At 62.2% G+C, this 15,752-nt stretch carries 14 protein-coding genes; 6 read left to right on the top strand and 8 right to left on the bottom strand.

All coding sequences use genetic code 11. The features are described 5' to 3' along the window. Positions 1-103: 103 nt before the first annotated feature. The 4 genes from ACIQWO_RS03145 to ACIQWO_RS03130 all read left to right on the top strand — a co-directional run bounded on the left by ACIQWO_RS03145 (position 104) and on the right by ACIQWO_RS03130 (position 5,185). Complete coding sequence (locus ACIQWO_RS03145; RefSeq protein WP_150666343.1) at positions 104-613, top strand: MarR family winged helix-turn-helix transcriptional regulator; 510 nt, start codon at positions 104-106, stop codon at positions 611-613. A gap of 141 nt (positions 614-754) precedes the next feature. Then, complete coding sequence (locus ACIQWO_RS03140) at positions 755-2,278, top strand: efflux transporter outer membrane subunit (RefSeq protein ID WP_402819045.1); 1,524 nt, start codon at positions 755-757, stop codon at positions 2,276-2,278. Between the two features lie 69 nt (positions 2,279-2,347). After that, on the top strand, positions 2,348-3,592 hold the full coding sequence (locus tag ACIQWO_RS03135) for an HlyD family efflux transporter periplasmic adaptor subunit (RefSeq protein ID WP_402819042.1): 1,245 nt from the start codon (positions 2,348-2,350) through the stop codon (positions 3,590-3,592). Between the two features lie 36 nt (positions 3,593-3,628). Next, on the top strand, positions 3,629-5,185 hold the full coding sequence (locus ACIQWO_RS03130; RefSeq protein WP_150666341.1) for a DHA2 family efflux MFS transporter permease subunit: 1,557 nt from the start codon (positions 3,629-3,631) through the stop codon (positions 5,183-5,185). A gap of 149 nt (positions 5,186-5,334) precedes the next feature. Here the strand turns inward: ACIQWO_RS03130 and ACIQWO_RS03125 are convergent, their stop codons facing one another. The 3 genes from ACIQWO_RS03125 to ACIQWO_RS03115 all read right to left on the bottom strand — a co-directional run bounded on the left by ACIQWO_RS03125 (position 5,335) and on the right by ACIQWO_RS03115 (position 7,621). Continuing rightward, positions 5,335-5,643: an AzlD family protein gene (locus ACIQWO_RS03125; protein WP_402819037.1), complete on the bottom strand. Its 309-nt coding sequence runs from the start codon at positions 5,641-5,643 to the stop codon at positions 5,335-5,337. Continuing rightward, the gene (locus ACIQWO_RS03120; RefSeq protein WP_402819034.1) at positions 5,636-6,358 is read right to left on the bottom strand and encodes an AzlC family ABC transporter permease; all 723 of its coding nucleotides are present in this window, start codon (positions 6,356-6,358) and stop codon (positions 5,636-5,638) included. Before ACIQWO_RS03120 ends, ACIQWO_RS03125 begins: the two co-directional genes overlap by 8 nt. 135 nt (positions 6,359-6,493) lie before the next feature. After that, positions 6,494-7,621, bottom strand: a complete 1,128-nt coding sequence (locus tag ACIQWO_RS03115) for a hypothetical protein (RefSeq protein ID WP_402819031.1) — start codon at positions 7,619-7,621, stop codon at positions 6,494-6,496. Between the two features lie 373 nt (positions 7,622-7,994). On the opposite strand from ACIQWO_RS03115, the gene ACIQWO_RS03110 reads away from it, so the two are divergent. Together ACIQWO_RS03110 and ACIQWO_RS03105 are read left to right on the top strand one after the other, a co-directional pair. After that, the gene (locus ACIQWO_RS03110; protein WP_039398880.1) at positions 7,995-8,489 is read left to right on the top strand and encodes an acyl-CoA thioesterase; all 495 of its coding nucleotides are present in this window, start codon (positions 7,995-7,997) and stop codon (positions 8,487-8,489) included. Between the two features lie 120 nt (positions 8,490-8,609). After that, entirely contained in the window at positions 8,610-8,819 is a 210-nt protein-coding gene (locus ACIQWO_RS03105; RefSeq protein ID WP_402819027.1) for a cold-shock protein, read from the top strand. Between the two features lie 71 nt (positions 8,820-8,890). Here ACIQWO_RS03105 and truB read toward each other — a convergent pair whose 3' ends face one another. The 5 genes from truB to rimP form a co-directional block, all read right to left on the bottom strand. After that, positions 8,891-9,877, bottom strand: a complete 987-nt coding sequence (truB, locus tag ACIQWO_RS03100) for a tRNA pseudouridine(55) synthase TruB (protein WP_402819024.1) — start codon at positions 9,875-9,877, stop codon at positions 8,891-8,893. 131 nt (positions 9,878-10,008) lie between these two features. Further along, the gene (gene rbfA / locus ACIQWO_RS03095) at positions 10,009-10,464 is read right to left on the bottom strand and encodes a 30S ribosome-binding factor RbfA (protein WP_402819021.1); all 456 of its coding nucleotides are present in this window, start codon (positions 10,462-10,464) and stop codon (positions 10,009-10,011) included. An 83-nt stretch (positions 10,465-10,547) separates the two neighbouring features. Further along, on the bottom strand, positions 10,548-13,514 hold the full coding sequence (infB, locus tag ACIQWO_RS03090; protein ID WP_402819018.1) for a translation initiation factor IF-2: 2,967 nt from the start codon (positions 13,512-13,514) through the stop codon (positions 10,548-10,550). 80 nt (positions 13,515-13,594) lie between these two features. Beyond that, positions 13,595-15,070: a transcription termination factor NusA gene (nusA, locus tag ACIQWO_RS03085; protein WP_150577792.1), complete on the bottom strand. Its 1,476-nt coding sequence runs from the start codon at positions 15,068-15,070 to the stop codon at positions 13,595-13,597. Next, positions 15,067-15,525 carry a ribosome maturation factor RimP gene (rimP, locus tag ACIQWO_RS03080; RefSeq protein ID WP_039398892.1) on the bottom strand — a complete coding sequence of 153 codons (459 nt, stop codon included), beginning with the start codon at positions 15,523-15,525 and terminating at the stop codon, positions 15,067-15,069. The genes nusA and rimP overlap by 4 nt, the downstream gene beginning before the upstream one ends. Positions 15,526-15,752 lie beyond the last annotated feature (227 nt).

Genomic DNA, 15,752 nt, shown 5'->3' with positions numbered 1-15,752 from the left:
TAACTTCTACCGCAATATTTGCCTAGTCAACTATTGCATCGACTTGAAATTAATTAAGTAACCGCTATAATCGTGACAAGTCAACTATTGCAGCTGCACGAAAATGTCCGATCCTTCCGTCACATTCTCCGCGACCGCGCCGACGTCTCAGCCGGAAGCGCCGCAAGCCGATCCCCCGCGTAACGGTTACGACATCGACGATTCCCTCGGGTATCTCGTGGCGCGTGTGCGTCAGCTGATCCTGGCGGAACTGACGAAGGAAACCTCGCAGTACGGCCTCACCAGTACGCAGGCGACCATGCTTTACAAGGTGGCGACAGGCAAGAGCAAGACGGCAGCGGACCTCGCCCGTGACTACTGCATCGATGCGAGCGCGGTCACCCGCCTGCTCGACCGGCTCGAAGCGCATGGACTGCTCGTTCGCGAGCGCAGCAAGAGTGACCGCCGCACCGTGAACCTGAGTGCAACAGAGGCTGGCAATGCAATGGCCGACCGGATGCCCGACATCTTCACCCGCGCTGCCGACCATCTGATGGGCGGTTTCAGCGTCGAGGAAATCGGGTTTCTAAAGAGTTTGCTGCGACGGGTGATCGCCAACGGCGAAGGTGGATGACGGCGCGAGCGCCTGAGAAATCCATCCGAATTGCCTCGATTTCCGTTCAGAAAAGCTTGTCGAGTCCACTATTGCAAGTCCTCGTCAGCCCCTGATTCCCGATTATTGTCAGTACAAGACTTCACTCGTAAAGGTTTTGCGATGAAAGCGGCCTCACCTTTCCTCCCGCATCTGCGGGCCCGCTCAGCGATTTCCGCCCTCTGTCTGGCGGCTGTGACGCTGGGTTTTGCCGGTTGTGCGAACTTCGCCGGCATCCATAGCGACAAGCAGATCACCACGCCTGAGCACTATCAGACCCAGCGCAGCCTGCCCTCCGAGGGCGGCCAGTGGCCGGGCACCGATTGGGCTCAACGCTTCGGCGATCCGCAACTCGTCTCCCTGATCGACGAAGCCCTCGCGGGCAACCCCGATCTCGCCATGGCCGCCGCCCGACTGAAGGCTGCGCAGGCGCAGACGGAAGGTGCCGCTGCCGCGTTGCTGCCGTCGGTCAATTTCAACGGCGACGTGTATCGCGAGAAATTCACCGAAAACACCATCTACCCGCCGGGCTACGGCGGCACGTGGTTCACGCAGGGCGATCTGAATGCGTCGCTGTCGTGGGAACTCGATCTGTGGGGCAAGAACCGTTCGGCACGGGCGCAAGCCACGTCGGCCGAGCGCGCCGAAGAAGCCGAAGACCAGGAAGTGCGTCTCGCGCTGTCGACGGCCGTCGCCCGCTCTTATAACCAGCTCGCGCAGCAGTACGCGCTGCACGACGTGCTCGACCGTATCAGCAAGCAGCGCCAGAACCTTGGCAAGCTGACAGCCGATCGCGTGCGCGCCGGTCTCGACACGCAAGTCGAACAGAAGCAGGCCGACAGCAACAGCGCCGACATTCAGACGCAAATCGCACAGCTCGACGGCCAGATCCTGCTCACGCGTCACCAGCTCGGCGTGCTGCTGGGCAAAGGCCCGGATCGCGGTCTGGAAATCGCCCCGCCGAAGCTCGCGCAGCTCGCTACGCCAGCTCTGCCGGACAACCTGCCGCTCGCCCTGCTCGGCCGCCGCCCGGACATCGTCTCGGCCCGCTGGAGCGTGGAATCGCAACTGCAAGGTGTGGACGTCGCCAAGGCCCGTTTCTATCCGGACGTGAACCTGAACGCCGCATTCGGCTTCTCCACCTTCGGGCTGGGCAAGCTGATCGATCCGAGCAGCCAGAACATTCAGGCTGGTCCGGTGATTACGCTGCCGATCTTCGATGGTGGCCGCCTGCGTGCCAACCTGAAGGGTCAGTACGCCGCGTATGAAAGCGCCGTGGCGAACTACGACTCGACGCTTAACAAGGCGCTCGGCGACATCGCGGACCGCATGTCGTCGATCCGTTCGGCCGACAAGCAGATGGTGTCGCAACGCGTGGCTCAGGATGCCGCACAACGCGCCTACGACCTCGCCATCGACCGCTACAAGGCCGGGCTGACGCCGCAACTGACCGTGCTGACGGCCGAGTCGTCGCTGCTGGCGCAGGAACAAGCGCGTGTGAACATCGACAGCGCACGTCGTGACCAGCAAATCGGCCTGATCAAGGCGCTGGGCGGTGGTTTCGAAGCGCAGTCGGCGGGACTCGTCGTGGGGCAGGAACGCCCGGCGAAGACCGAAGGCGATGCCGCCAACGCGCAAACGCACTGAGCACACTGAACGTCACGCAAAACAAGACAAACGTCAAAAGCACATTGAGAGATTAGTACGGAGCAAATGATGAGCGACAACCAACAACAAGCGCCTGCCCAACCGGCACAGAACAATGGCAAGCGCCGCCGCATGATGCTGACGCTGACGGCCGTGATCGCGATTGCGGCCATCGGCTACGGCGCCTATTACGGCCTGTATGCGCGCTATTACGAGGACACCGACGACGCATATGTCGCCGGTAACGTGGTGCAGATCACGCCGCAAGTGGCCGGTACCGTCACCGGTGTGAAGGTCGACGACACGCAAATGGTCAAGGCGGGCCAGCCGCTGGTCACGCTGGATCAGACGGATGCACGCGTCGCCTTGCTGCAATCCGAAGCCAACCTCGCGCAGACCGTGCGTCAGGTCCGTACGTACTTCGTGAATAACGATGCGTACGCCGCCACGGTCGCCATGCGCCAGTCGGAACTCGCGAAGGCGCAGGCCGACGTGAAGCGCCGTGAAATGGCCATCGCCACGGGCGCAGTGTCGCGCGAAGAACTCGCCCACGCGCAAGACGCCGTAAAGTCGGCACAAGCCGCGCTCGAACAGGCACGTGCACAACTGGTGTCGAACAAGGCGCTGACGGACAAGACGTCGGTGACCACGCATCCGAACGTGCAACAGGCCGCCGCGAAGGTGCGCGCGTCGTATCTCGACTACGCCCGCACGACCATCCCGGCGCCGGTCGACGGCTACGTCGCCAAGCGCTCGGTGCAGGTCGGCCAGCGTGTCGCCACGGGCGCACCGCTCATGGCGCTCGTGCCGCTCAACGAAGTGTGGGTCGACGCCAACTTCAAGGAAGTGCAGATCTCGCACATGCGCGTTGGCCAGCCGGTCACGCTCACGGCAGACGTGTACGGCTCGTCGGTGGAATACAAGGGCACGGTCGCAGGCTTCTCGGCCGGTACGGGCAGCGCCTTCTCCCTGCTGCCTGCACAGAACGCCACGGGCAACTGGATCAAGGTGGTGCAACGTCTGCCGGTGCGTATCGCGCTCGACCCGAAGCAGTTGCAGCAGCATCCGCTGCGCGTGGGTCTGTCGATGCAGGTCAAGGTGAACGTGCGTAATACCGACGGCAAGGAACTGGGCGAAGCGCCGACCCTGCCAGTGTATTCGACCGACGTGTACGACAAGGTCGGTCACGACGCCGACGACATCGTCGCCAAGATCATCACCGAGAACGCCGGTGCCGCGGCTGCCAATGCAGGCGCGGGCGCAGGCGATGCCAACGACACGCGTAACCAGCCGGCCCGCGCTCGTCCCCTGTAAATCGGAGGGGGGTGCCCCCACCCCCTTTGACAACTCATGGCAACTCAAAACGCTCCTGCCCCGCTCTCGGGAGGGCAGCTGGTACTCGGCACCATCGCGTTGTCGCTCGCCACGTTCATGAACGTGCTCGACACTTCGATTGCCAACGTATCGATTCCCGCCATCTCCGGCGACCTCGGCGTCTCGTCGAGCCAGGGAACCTGGGTGATTACGTCGTTCGCCGTCGCCAACGCCATTTCGGTGCCGCTCACGGGCTGGCTGACCGAGCGCTTCGGTGCGGTGCGACTGTTCATCACGTCGATCCTGCTCTTCGTGCTGGCCTCGTGGCTGTGCGGCATGGCGCCCACGCTCGAAATTCTGCTGGCCGCCCGCGTGCTGCAAGGTGCCGTGGCCGGGCCGATGATTCCGCTGTCGCAGTCGTTGCTGCTCTCGAGCTATCCGCCCGCGAAGAGTTCGATGGCGCTCGCCTTATGGGGGATGACGACACTCGTCGCCCCGGTGATGGGCCCGATTCTCGGCGGCTGGATCTCGGACAACTACCACTGGCCGTGGATCTTCTACATCAACATTCCGGTGGGTATCGCGGCCGCTTACGTCACGTGGATGATCTACAAGAAGCGTGAGACGCCGACACAGCGCAAGCCTATCGACACCGTCGGTCTGGCCTTGCTCGTGTTGTGGGTCGGCTCGTTGCAGGTCATGCTCGACAAGGGTAAGGAACTCGACTGGTTCAATTCGTCGACGATTGTCATCCTCGCACTCGTTGCACTGGTGTCGTTCTGCTTCTTCGTCGTGTGGGAAATCACCGAGAAGCACCCGGTGGTCGATCTCACGCTGTTCAAGCGGGTCAACTTCACCGGTGGCGTGGTCGCTATCTCGGTCGGTTACGGGCTGTTCTTCGGCAACCTCGTGATTCTGCCGCAGTGGTTGCAGATCTATCTCGGCTACACAGCAACGGAAGCCGGTCTGGTGATGGCCCCGGTCGGGTTGTTCGCGATCATCTTGTCGCCGATCATCGGCAAGTTCCTGCCCAAGCTCGACGCCCGCTGGGTCGTGACCGTCTCGTTCCTGTTGTTTGCACTCGTGTTCCTGATGCGCTCGCACTTCAACACGCTCGTCGACACGCGCACCCTGATGATCCCGACATTCCTGCAAGGCGTGCCGATGTCGATGTTCTTCATCCCGCTGACAGCCATCATTCTGTCGGGTCTGCCGGGGCATCGCATTCCGGCGGCGGCGGGGTTGTCGAACTTCGTGCGGATTACGTGCGGCGCGGTCGGCACCTCGATTGCAACGACCGTGTGGGATAACCGCATCTCGCTGCACCACGCACAGCTGACGGAGAATCTGACGCCCTACGACGCCACGTTCAACGGCTCGGTCCAGTCGCTCAATCAGCTCGGCATGTCGACGCCGCAGGCCCACGGTTACATCGACCGACTGGTCACGCAACAGTCGGCGATGCTCGGTGCGAACGATATTTTCTGGATCTCGGCGGTGTTGTTCGTGCTGATGATCGCGATGGTGTGGATCACGCGACCGATTCGTGGTGGCGGTGGTGGCGGCGCAGATGCCGCAGCCGGCGCCCACTGAAGTCAAGGCTTCCCCCCGAGTGCCCGGCCCTGCTCTGTACTACCGGGCACTTCTTGAACCCCGCTGAAGTTAGCGGGGTTTTTTTATGGGCGCGGGGAGATGAGAAGACGAGGCGACGCGCAGTCCGCGCGCCGGGAGGAAGACAGCGATCAACCGACGAGATAGCGCAATGCCGCCGTCGCCACAATGCTGATGACGACGGTAGGCAACAGCGAAAAGCGCAGCGAGACGAGTAGCGTCACAGCCAGCGCCAGCAGATCGGCTGGGCGGTCCGATACGAAGGACGGCGCGATGACTGAGATCAGCACGCAACCCGGCAGGCATTCCATCACCGATCGCGTGCGCGGACTCAGCACGCGATCGCGCAACAACAGGAAGCCGACGATACGCGTGGCATAGGTGGTCGCCGCCATCAGCGCCACCGTCGCAATGGGCAGAAACACGGCGGTATCAATCATGGCGCGGCTCCATCAGCACGGCGGCCAGCAAGCCCGCGACCGCACCGGCGGCCACGTACCACGATCCCGGCACATACAAATACGTCAGTGCAGCAGCGACGAGACTCACCAGCCACGGCAGACTCTTGCGCATACCGCGCCACATCCCGCGAAGCAACACGAGGAAGACAGCGGTGAACGCCATATCGAAGCCGTACTGCTCGATGTCGCCGAGCACCGGCCCCAGTACCGCACCGAGCGCTGTAAAGGCAATCCATGCGAGCCAGAGATTGACGGCGACACCGAGGTAATACGGCAAGCTGATGCGGTCGGCCTTGCGCGCCTGCGTGTCGGCCAGCGCCATCGCCCAGGCCTCGTCACACATCAGAAACAACGACGGTAGCGCACGACGCAGCGGCACATGACGCAGCAACGGCGCGAACGCGGCCCCCATCAGAATGTGACGCGAATTGACGAGACACGACATGGCGACGATCAGCGCAAGATGCGGCGGCGAGGTCCACAAATGGACCGCCGTGAACTCGGAACCACCAGCGAAATTCATGCCGGTCATGAGTGGCACGAGCCACGCGGGCATGCCTTTCTGAGTGGCTTGTGCGCCGAGCACCATCGCGAATGGCACGAATCCCAACATCACCGGCAACGAAGCGCGCATCCCGCGCGCCACTTCAAGTTTGACATCGGACTGCGCTGTCGACGCAGCCGAAGAAGACATTCCAGACACAAACACTCCTGCAATAGCGACTAATAACCACTGATAACCACTGGCATCGCAGGATAGCGAACTCGGCTTGCCATCGTCTTGTATGTTCTTGCGCTTTTGGAACGGATGGCGCGGCGTTTGGGATCGTCAGCTATTAGGGAGAACAAATGTGTCGACGTGAACACTCTGAAGCGCCTCCGGATCTATGTCGCCACCGCCGCCAACGACTGCGTCGTCACCACCGCCGGCCTCTGCCTGCGCAGGCTTCACGAGCGACTCGGCGCTGGCCGCTGCCACTTTTGTCGCGGCCCCCACCTTCTCCAGCCATGTGTAGTAATCCAGCAGCCCTGCAGGTAGTGACACCGTGTCGCTGCTGAACGGCAAACGCGCAATCAGAATCACGAACGCAGCAGCAGATGCCTGGCGAATTTGCCTCGCGATGGACTTCTGCCATTCCGGATCGTCGTGATGCGCCAGCATTTTTCGAAGTTTGTCGAAGACCCCCGACAACGCGCGTTTGGGTAACGAGGTCTTTACGGGCACATCGTCTCCTGTGCTTTCATGCGCGCCCGGCCCCAACACATCCAGCACCTTCGCAAACCCGCCACGCGAATTGATCCATGCGATCAGATTCGCCAGACTGTCGCCTTGGAACGGCTGACTGCCGGGGTTCCGGAATTCCTTCCCCCAACAGACCAGATCGCCTAACGCGAGCACAGCAAAGTACGGCGCCACCATCATCCCCGGGGTAAATACCGCGTTGCCGACGCGCAGCACTTTGCAACTCGCCTCCCGGGTCACACTCGCCTTCCCCGGCCGCACCAGCTCACAAACCATGACGCTTGCCCATCGAGCGAACAGATCGGGCGCGATATACGGTGACAGGCAACTCAGCAGTTGACTGCCCAGATTAGCGACGTGGGTCGCCACCACAGCGATCCCGAGCAGCCTGGGATAGCGGGTCGGCATTGCGACGGGGGCGAGTTCGGATGGCCCGGTGGTCGCGAGGCCGTCTATGGGCGATGACAACGACGGTAGGGATACGCCCGTTACCGCCAATGGATGAGGCAGGTCCGAATCGGCTTCCTCGACTTTTGAATCGTTGCCGCCGCCATTGGTATGCAGGGCTTTGGCGGCAAACTGTCGCGCCTTCACTTCGCGCAGAATCTTGCTCATCCCGGCTTCGATGTCTGCCATTGAACTATCTTCGCCAAATGGCACATCGGACGTCGCAGGCACGCTCGTGTTGCGCGCGTAGTCGAAGTCGTTGAGCAAGGGAGCCGTTGAAGCGCCTTGCTCGTGCGGCGAGGTCTGCGTCTGCCGACACGCGATCTGAATGCAAACATGTGGCGAACTGCCTGGAGGCTGGATCATGACGCGCCGCCCTGCTCGTTGGATTCGGCCCTCACAAGCCTCGCAACGACCGAGGCCTGCGCTGGCACAACCGCAACACTCTGCGCCGCGCGTCATACCGGGCGCTTGCGGAATTCGCTCCCCGGTGGCGGGTCGGGAAAAGGTGGATCGGGCTGGGCATCGGCAGGTGTCACGCAATCGCAGTATCATTGCGCATCCCCCGGCCGGACGCCCCCACGGTCAGATACCGTTCGACGGCCGGGAAAGTACTATCCGTCAGCAAAAACAAAACACCATGAATACCCCGCAGAACCCGATCGAACGCTCCGAAGTCACTTTCCGCTTTCTGGCCGAACCGGCCGCCGTCAACTTCGGCGGCAAGGTGCACGGGGGCTCGTTGATGAAGTGGATCGACGAAGTGGCCTACGCTTGCGCCGCGACGTGGTCGGGCCGCTATTGCGTGACGGTCAGCGTCGGCAATATCCGCTTCCGTCGTCCGATTCTGGTGGGTAATCTGGTGGAACTGCGTGCACGTATCGTGGCCACGGGGCGCACGAGCATGCACATCCACGTGTCGGTGCATGCGGGCGACCCGAAGTGGGGCGAACTGCGTCAGACGACCGACTGCCTGATGGTGTTCGTCGCCGTCGACGAGAGCAATCACCCGGTGGGTGTGCCGTCCTTCGAGCCGAAAACCGACGAGCAGAAGGCATTGGCCAAGTACGCGATGGATGTGAAAGCCGCGCTCGATGCCATTGTCGAACTCAAGCCGGAAAACGTCGCCAGCTGACGCGTCCGATCAGGTCGTGCGGACGCCCCATCGTCCGCACGGAAGGTATGCCGCGCGTGGTGCGGCAATATCAGATTCAGGCATCGGGTTGCGATTTGTCGCTTCGAAGGAGAGCAAATCATGCCGCGCGGAACCGTCAAGGATTACTACCCGGAAAAGGGGTACGGATTCATCACGCCGCATGGGGGCGGTGAAATCGTTTTCGTCCATGAAAGCGAGATTTGCACTCCCGGCGCCTCCCAGCTTCAGACGGGTCAGGTCGTCGAGTACGAGACTACCCGCGGCGACGCCTATCTGCTTGCAACGAACGTTCGCAACGCGTCCGACTAAGGCCAGCGCGCCAGCTACCTGCCAACGTTGACAGTTACCGACGATTCGATCCAGTGCTGGAATGTCGCCGGTTACTGAGTCTTCAGCAACCGTTGCGGTGTGAGCAGAGCTTCACCATCCAGACGCGCGACGCCCAGCAGACGTGCGGCCGCATCGGCGGTGGCTTCCGCGTAGACCTTCACTTCGATGTCGTCATGCGACGCAGCGCACTCGCGCAGGGCTTGCGGGCATCGCACCTCGTCAAGACGCAGACGCTGGCCGTGACTGAACCGCTTGGCCAACGTTTCGTCGAGCGACACCACCGGCAGCGTCTTGAGTAACGCATCGACCGGCGCGAGCTTCTCCACGCGTTGTGCGTGATCGAGCGCGCTCAGGTCTTCGAGCGTCACCGCACCGTCGAGCGTCAGCGGACCGACCGCCGTGCGGCGCAACGCGCGCAGATGCGCGCCACATCCCAACGCTTCGCCGATGTCTTCCGCCAGCGTGCGCACATAGGTGCCCTTGCTGCACGTCACCCGGAAGGTGAACTCGTTCTCGTCCGGCAACGCGCATGCCGTCATCTCCAGCAGATGGATCGTGACGTTGCGGGCTTCACGTTCGAGGGTTTGCCCCGCACGCGCATATTCGTACAGCGGCTTGCCGTCGCGCTTGAGCGCGGAATACATCGGCGGGACCTGCGAAATCGGACCGGTAAAGCGCGGCAGTACCGCACGAATCGCCGCTTCGTCCACCGTCACTGGACGCGTTTGCAGCACCTCCCCTTCCGCATCGCCCGTCGTCGTCGTCTCACCCAGACGCACGCGTGCCTCGTAAGTCTTGTCGGCTTCGAGCAAGTCCTGCGAGAACTTCGTCGCCTCGCCGAAACACAACGGCAGCAAACCCGTCGCGAGCGGATCGAGCGTACCGGTATGGCCCGCCTTCAACGCCTGAAGCAGACGCTTGGCCTTGATCAGGGCGTCGTTGGACGACAGGCCCAGCGGCTTGTCGAGCAGCAACACGCCGTCGAGCGGGAAACGAGGGAGTTTTTGGCGGGGTGCCTGCGAACGCGGGTCCGTCATGTGCGGGAGTACTTGAGAAATTCTTGTGGGATGTTGCCAGGCCTCCGTCGCGGAGGCACAGGCATCGCAGGACTACCGGGCGCGCTTCGCGTTGGCCCGGTCGGTCCAGCAGGCGACGGTCGACGAGCGGCTTACTTGCCTTCGTCCTTGTTGACGTCCTTATTAACGCTGCCATCGTCGCTTTCGACGTCGTCACCGTCTTCGCCCTCGGCCGCTTCCGCGTCTTCCTTCGCCCGGGTCGCGTTGGCCGTGTCGATCAGACGCGACATCTCGATGGCACGCTCGATCGACTGATCGAAGTGGAAATGCAACGTCGGCACCGTATGGATGTGCAACCGCTTGAACAGCAGATTGCGCAAATAGCCGGCCGCTTCGTTGAGCGCTTCGCCGGTCGCTTTCGGATCGCCGGTGAGCGTCGTGTAAAACACTTTCGCATGCGCGTAGTCGGGCGTCACTTCCACGCTTTGCAGCGTGACCAGACCAATGCGCGGGTCCTTCACTTCGCGCTGAATCAACTCCGAAAGATCACGCTGGATCTGATCGTTGATGCGAAGATTTCGACCGGGAACGCCACGTTTCTTTGCCATAACAAACTCGCTAGTAAAGCAATGGCCCACGCCACCGGTTTCCCGGCTTGGTGGGCCATTCCACATCTGTTGTGCAAATCGCGTTACAGCGAGCGCGCAACTTCCGTGATTTCAAACGCTTCCAGTTGGTCGCCTTCCGTAATGTCGTTGAAGTTCTTCACCGACAGACCGCACTCGAAGCCTGACTTGACTTCCTTGACGTCATCCTTGAAGCGCTTGAGCGAATCGAGCTCGCCCGTGAAGATGACCACGTTGTCGCGCAACACACGCACGTGCGACGAACGCTTGACGAAGCCGTCGAGCACCATACAGCCGGCCACCGTACCGACCTTCGGCACCTTGAACGTCTGACGCACTTCGACCATACCCGTGATTTCTTCCTTCTTCTCCGGCGCCAGCATGCCCGACATTGCCGCCTTCACCTCATCCACTGCGTCGTAGATGATGTTGTAGTAGCGAATGTCGATACCGTTCGACTCGGCCAGCTTGCGGGCCAGTGCATCGGCACGCGTGTTGAAGCCGATGATGACTGCCTTCGAAGCCGTTGCCAGGTTGACGTCGCTTTCGCTGATGCCACCGACCGCAGCGTGCACGATCTGCACACGCACTTCCGGCGTCGAGAGCTTGTTGAGCGACTGGGCCAGTGCTTCCTGCGAACCCTGAACGTCTGCCTTGATGATGAGGGGCAGCGTCTTGACTTCGCCTTCGGCCATCTGCTCGAACATGTTCTCGAGCTTCGCGGCCTGTTGCTTGGCCAGCTTCACGTCGCGGAACTTGCCCTGACGGAACAGCGCGATTTCACGTGCCTTGCGTTCGTCCTGAACCACCAGCACTTCTTCACCGGCGCCCGGCACTTCCGAAAGACCCTGGATTTCCACCGGGATCGACGGACCTGCGTCCTTCGTGTTCTTGCCGGTTTCGTCCAGCATGGCGCGAACGCGACCGTAAGCCTGACCTGCCAGCACCATGTCGCCACGCTTGAGCGTGCCCGACTGCACCAGAATCGTCGCGACCGGACCCTTACCCTTGTCCAGCTTCGCTTCGATCACGATACCCTTGGCCGGGGCTTCCACCGGCGCCTTCAACTCCAGCACTTCGGCTTGCAGCAGCACGTTCTCGAGCAGATCGTCGATACCCGTACCCGTCTTGGCCGAAACCTCGACGAACGGCGAATCGCCACCGTACTCTTCCGGCACCACGCTCTCGGCCACGAGTTCCTGCTTCACGCGGTCCGGGTTCGCATCCGGCTTATCGATCTTGTTGATCGCCACCACGATCGGCACACCGGCCGACTTCGCGTGGGCAATCGCTTCCTTCGTCTGCGGCATCACACCGTCGTCCGCCGCGACCACGAGAATCACGATGTCCGTTGCCTGTGCACCGCGAGCACGCATGGCCGTAAAGGCCTCGTGACCCGGCGTGTCGAGGAACGTCACCGTACCGCGCGGCGTGTCGACGTGATACGCACCGATGTGCTGCGTAATGCCACCGGCTTCGCCCGACGCCACCTTGGCGCGACGGATGTAGTCCAGCAGCGAGGTCTTGCCGTGGTCGACGTGACCCATCACGGTCACCACCGGCGGACGCGGCAGCGCTTCGGCTTCCGTCACGTCGTTGCCGAGGTCCAGCAGCGTTTCCGGATCGTCCAGCTTGGCGGCGATTGCGCGGTGGCCGAGTTCCTCCACCACGATCATCGCCGTTTCCTGATCGAGCACCTGGTTGATGGTCACCATCTGGCCCATCTTCATCATCAGCTTGATGACTTCAGCAGCCTTGACCGACATCTTGTGCGCCAGATCGGCAACGCTGATCGTTTCCGGCACGTGCACGTCGCGCACCACCGGTTCGGTCGGTGCCTGGAATGCATTGCGATCGTCCTGCGAATGACGGTCGCCACGACGGCCGCCACGGCCACCGCCACGCCAGCCATCCGAACCGCCGCTCGCGTCGCCGCGGGTCTTCATGCCGCCACGCTTGTTGCGGTTGTCCGCATCCTTCTGCCACGCGCCCGGCTTCTTGTCCTTCTTGTCCGCTGCGCCAGCCGTCGTCGACGCCGGTGCGGCGGCCGGCTTCTTGTCTGCCGGTTTTGCTGCGGCACCTTCCGGCTTGGCCGGCTTGTGCAGCGTGCCCTTGGCGGCATCCGCCTTGGCCGGTGCGGCCGCAGCAGGCGCCGGCTCCGGTGCCTTCAGCACGCGGCGCGGGGCGTTCATCATTTCGCGAATAGCGCGCGCTTCGGCTTCCGCCGCAGCACGACGCTTGCGAATCGCTTCCTCTTCGGCGCGGGCCTTGTCCGCAGCAGCGCTCGCCTTTTCGGCGGCAGCGCGGGCTTCTTCGCTAGCCTTGCGGGCCTGCTCGCGCTCGGCGTCGGCCTTGGCCGCGGCCGCCTTGTCAGCTTCCGCTGCCTTTTCGGCGTCGGCCTTGGCAACCTTGTCGGCTTCTTCGCGGGTTTGCTGTGCCTGCTTCTCGGCTTCGGCGTCGGCCTTGGCTTCCGCCTTGGCCTTCTGTTCTTCCGCAGCCTTCGCAGCGGCAGCCGCGCGCTCAGCTTCCTCACGCACACGGCGCTCGGCAGCTTCCTTCTCTTCGCGCTCGCGACGCTCGACTTCTTCGCGTTCCAGTTGTTCCTGGCGACGCTTCAGCTCGGCCGCTTCCGCAGCCAGACGCTCCGCTTCGCGACGTGCGTCTTCCTCACGCAGACGAAGCGCTTCGTCTTCTGCTGCGGCGGCAGCGTTGTCCACGCCTTCGGCGACGTCGTCACGCTTGACGAAGGTGCGCTTCTTGCGCACTTCGACCTGAATCGTACGCGCCTTACCGGTCGCGTCGGCCTGCTTGATTTCCGAGGTCTGGCGACGCGTCAGAGTAATCTTCTTTTTGTCGCCGTCGCCAGCGCCGTGCGAACGGCGCAGGTGCTCCAGCAGACGGGCCTTGTCGGCTTCCGTCACGGAATCGTCGGCGCTGAGTTTGTCCACGCCGGCGGCTTTGAGTTGCTCCAGCAACACGCCGGCCGGCATTTTCAGTTCTTCAGCAAATTGGGCTACGTTGATGCTCGCCATTCAAACCTCTTCAAGCAAGGCCAGGCGCCTTGCGGTTAACTTCAAAGTTCACTGTTCCATATGCATGCCGGGGCAGGTCATCATTGGAACCAGTGCTCTCGCGCTTTCATGATCAGGGCCTTTGCGGCTTCCTCGTCGACGCCGGTCATCTCGGTCAGTTCGTCGACGGCCAGCTCGGCCAGATCATCGCGCGTCTGAATTTCATGCTCGGCCAGCTTGGCCAGCAACTCGGGCGTCATGCCGTCGAGGCTCTTCAGATCGAGTGCAACGCCCTCAACCTTCTCCTCGGTGGCAATCGCCTGCGTCAGCAGTGCGTCGCGTGCACGATTGCGCAGCTCATGGACCGTGTCCTCGTCGAACGCTTCGATTTCGAGCATTTCGTTCAGGGGCACGTAGGCGATCTCTTCCAGGCTCGAGAAACCTTCCTCGATCAGGATGTCCGCCACTTCTTCGTCCACATCAAGACGCTGCATGAACAACGTGCGCAGCGTGCCGCGCTCTTCGTTCTGCTTCTCGGCCGATTCGTCCGGCGTCATGATGTTGATCTGCCAGCCGGTCAGTTCCGACGCGAGACGCACGTTCTGACCGCTGCGACCGATCGCCACTGCCAGTTCGTTCTCGTCGACGACGACGTCCATGCTGTGCTTCTCTTCGTCCACGACGATCGACTGCACCGCCGCCGGCGCCAGCGCGCCGATCACGAATTGCGCGGGGTCTTCCGACCACAGCACGATGTCGACGTTCTCGCCGCCGAGTTCGTTACGCACAGCCTGCACACGCGTGCCGCGAATGCCCACGCAAGTGCCGATCGGATCGATACGCTTGTCGTAAGCCACCACTGCGATCTTGGCGCGCATGCCCGGGTCGCGAGCTGCCGACTTGATCTCCAGCAGACCCTGCTCGATTTCCGGCACTTCCATGCCGAACAGCTCGATCAGGAATTCCGGTGCCGTGCGCGAAAGTTCGATCTGCGGGCCACGTGCCGTGCGGTCCACCTTCACGATGTACGCACGAACGCGGTCACCGATACGCAGGTTTTCCTTCGGGATGAGTTGATCACGACGCAGCAGTGCTTCCACACGGCCCGACTCGACAATCAGGTTGCCCTTGTCGAGACGCTTGACCGTGCCGGTCATGATCTTCTCGCCGCGCTCCAGGAAGTCGGAGAGGATCTGCTCGCGTTCGGCATCGCGAATGCGTTGCAGAATCACTTGCTTGGCCGCTTGCGCGCCGATACGGCCGAATTCGACCGATTCCACCGCTTCTTCGACGAAGTCACCGACTTCGAGGGAGGGATCGTCTTCCTTGGCTTCGAACGACAGAATCTGCTTGTCCGGCTCCTGCAGACCCGCTTCGTCCGGCACTACCAACCAGCGACGAAAGCTCTCGTGCTCGCCCGACTCACGGTCGATGTGCACGCGAATGTCGACGTCTTCGCTGTAGCGCTTCTTCGTGGCCGAAGCCAATGCTGCTTCAAGCGCGCCGAACACGACATCCTTGTCGACGTTCTTTTCGCGCGCGAGCGCATCGACCAACAGCAATACTTCGCGACTCATCGTTTGCGACTCCTAAAATCAATCTGCGGCACAAGGCGCGCACGGTCAATATCCGCGAGGGTGAATTCGAGCAGCGCCGGGCCGCCCTTGCCTTCGAACTCAAGGCTCAAGTTTTCGCCTTGCGGTGCCTGCAAAATGCCGCGGAATTGCTTGCGGCCTTCGAGCGGCACACGCAACGTGAGACTTATTTCGACGCCGGCAAAACGCTCGAAGTCACGCAGCTTGCGCAGCGGACGGTCAAGCCCCGGCGACGACACTTCAAGTCGGTCGTAATTGACGTTCTCGACCATCAGGACGTGCGAGAGCTGACGGCTCACCGTCTCGCAGTCATCGATAGAGATGCCTTCCGGCTTATCGATATACACGCGCAGCAGTCCGCCGCCCGCGCGCTCAAGATCGACCAGCTCGTAACCCAGGCCTTCGACCGTGGTCTCGATCAGTTCTGGCAATTGCAACTTTGCTCACCCTAGAAAAACTCGCGCGCATCAGCAGCGCCCGACATGTCTGCGCGCCCCGCATGGGACGTCGCACGATACCTGCCTCGACCGTCCGGGCCGGTGTGCCTGAGTCGACACACCCACTCCCCGACGTGGCGGCATCGGCCGCGCTAAACGCTCGCGGCAAAAAAAAATGGGCGAAACGCCCATTTCTTACAGCCTCATTGCGCATGAGGTGCGCATCG

Source organism: Pandoraea sp. NPDC090278, from assembly GCF_044772185.1.
Taxonomy (GTDB): Bacteria; Pseudomonadota; Gammaproteobacteria; order Burkholderiales; family Burkholderiaceae; genus Pandoraea.
Note: the sequence above shows the minus strand (reverse complement) of the source record. Positions and strands in the feature narration are given on the sequence as shown.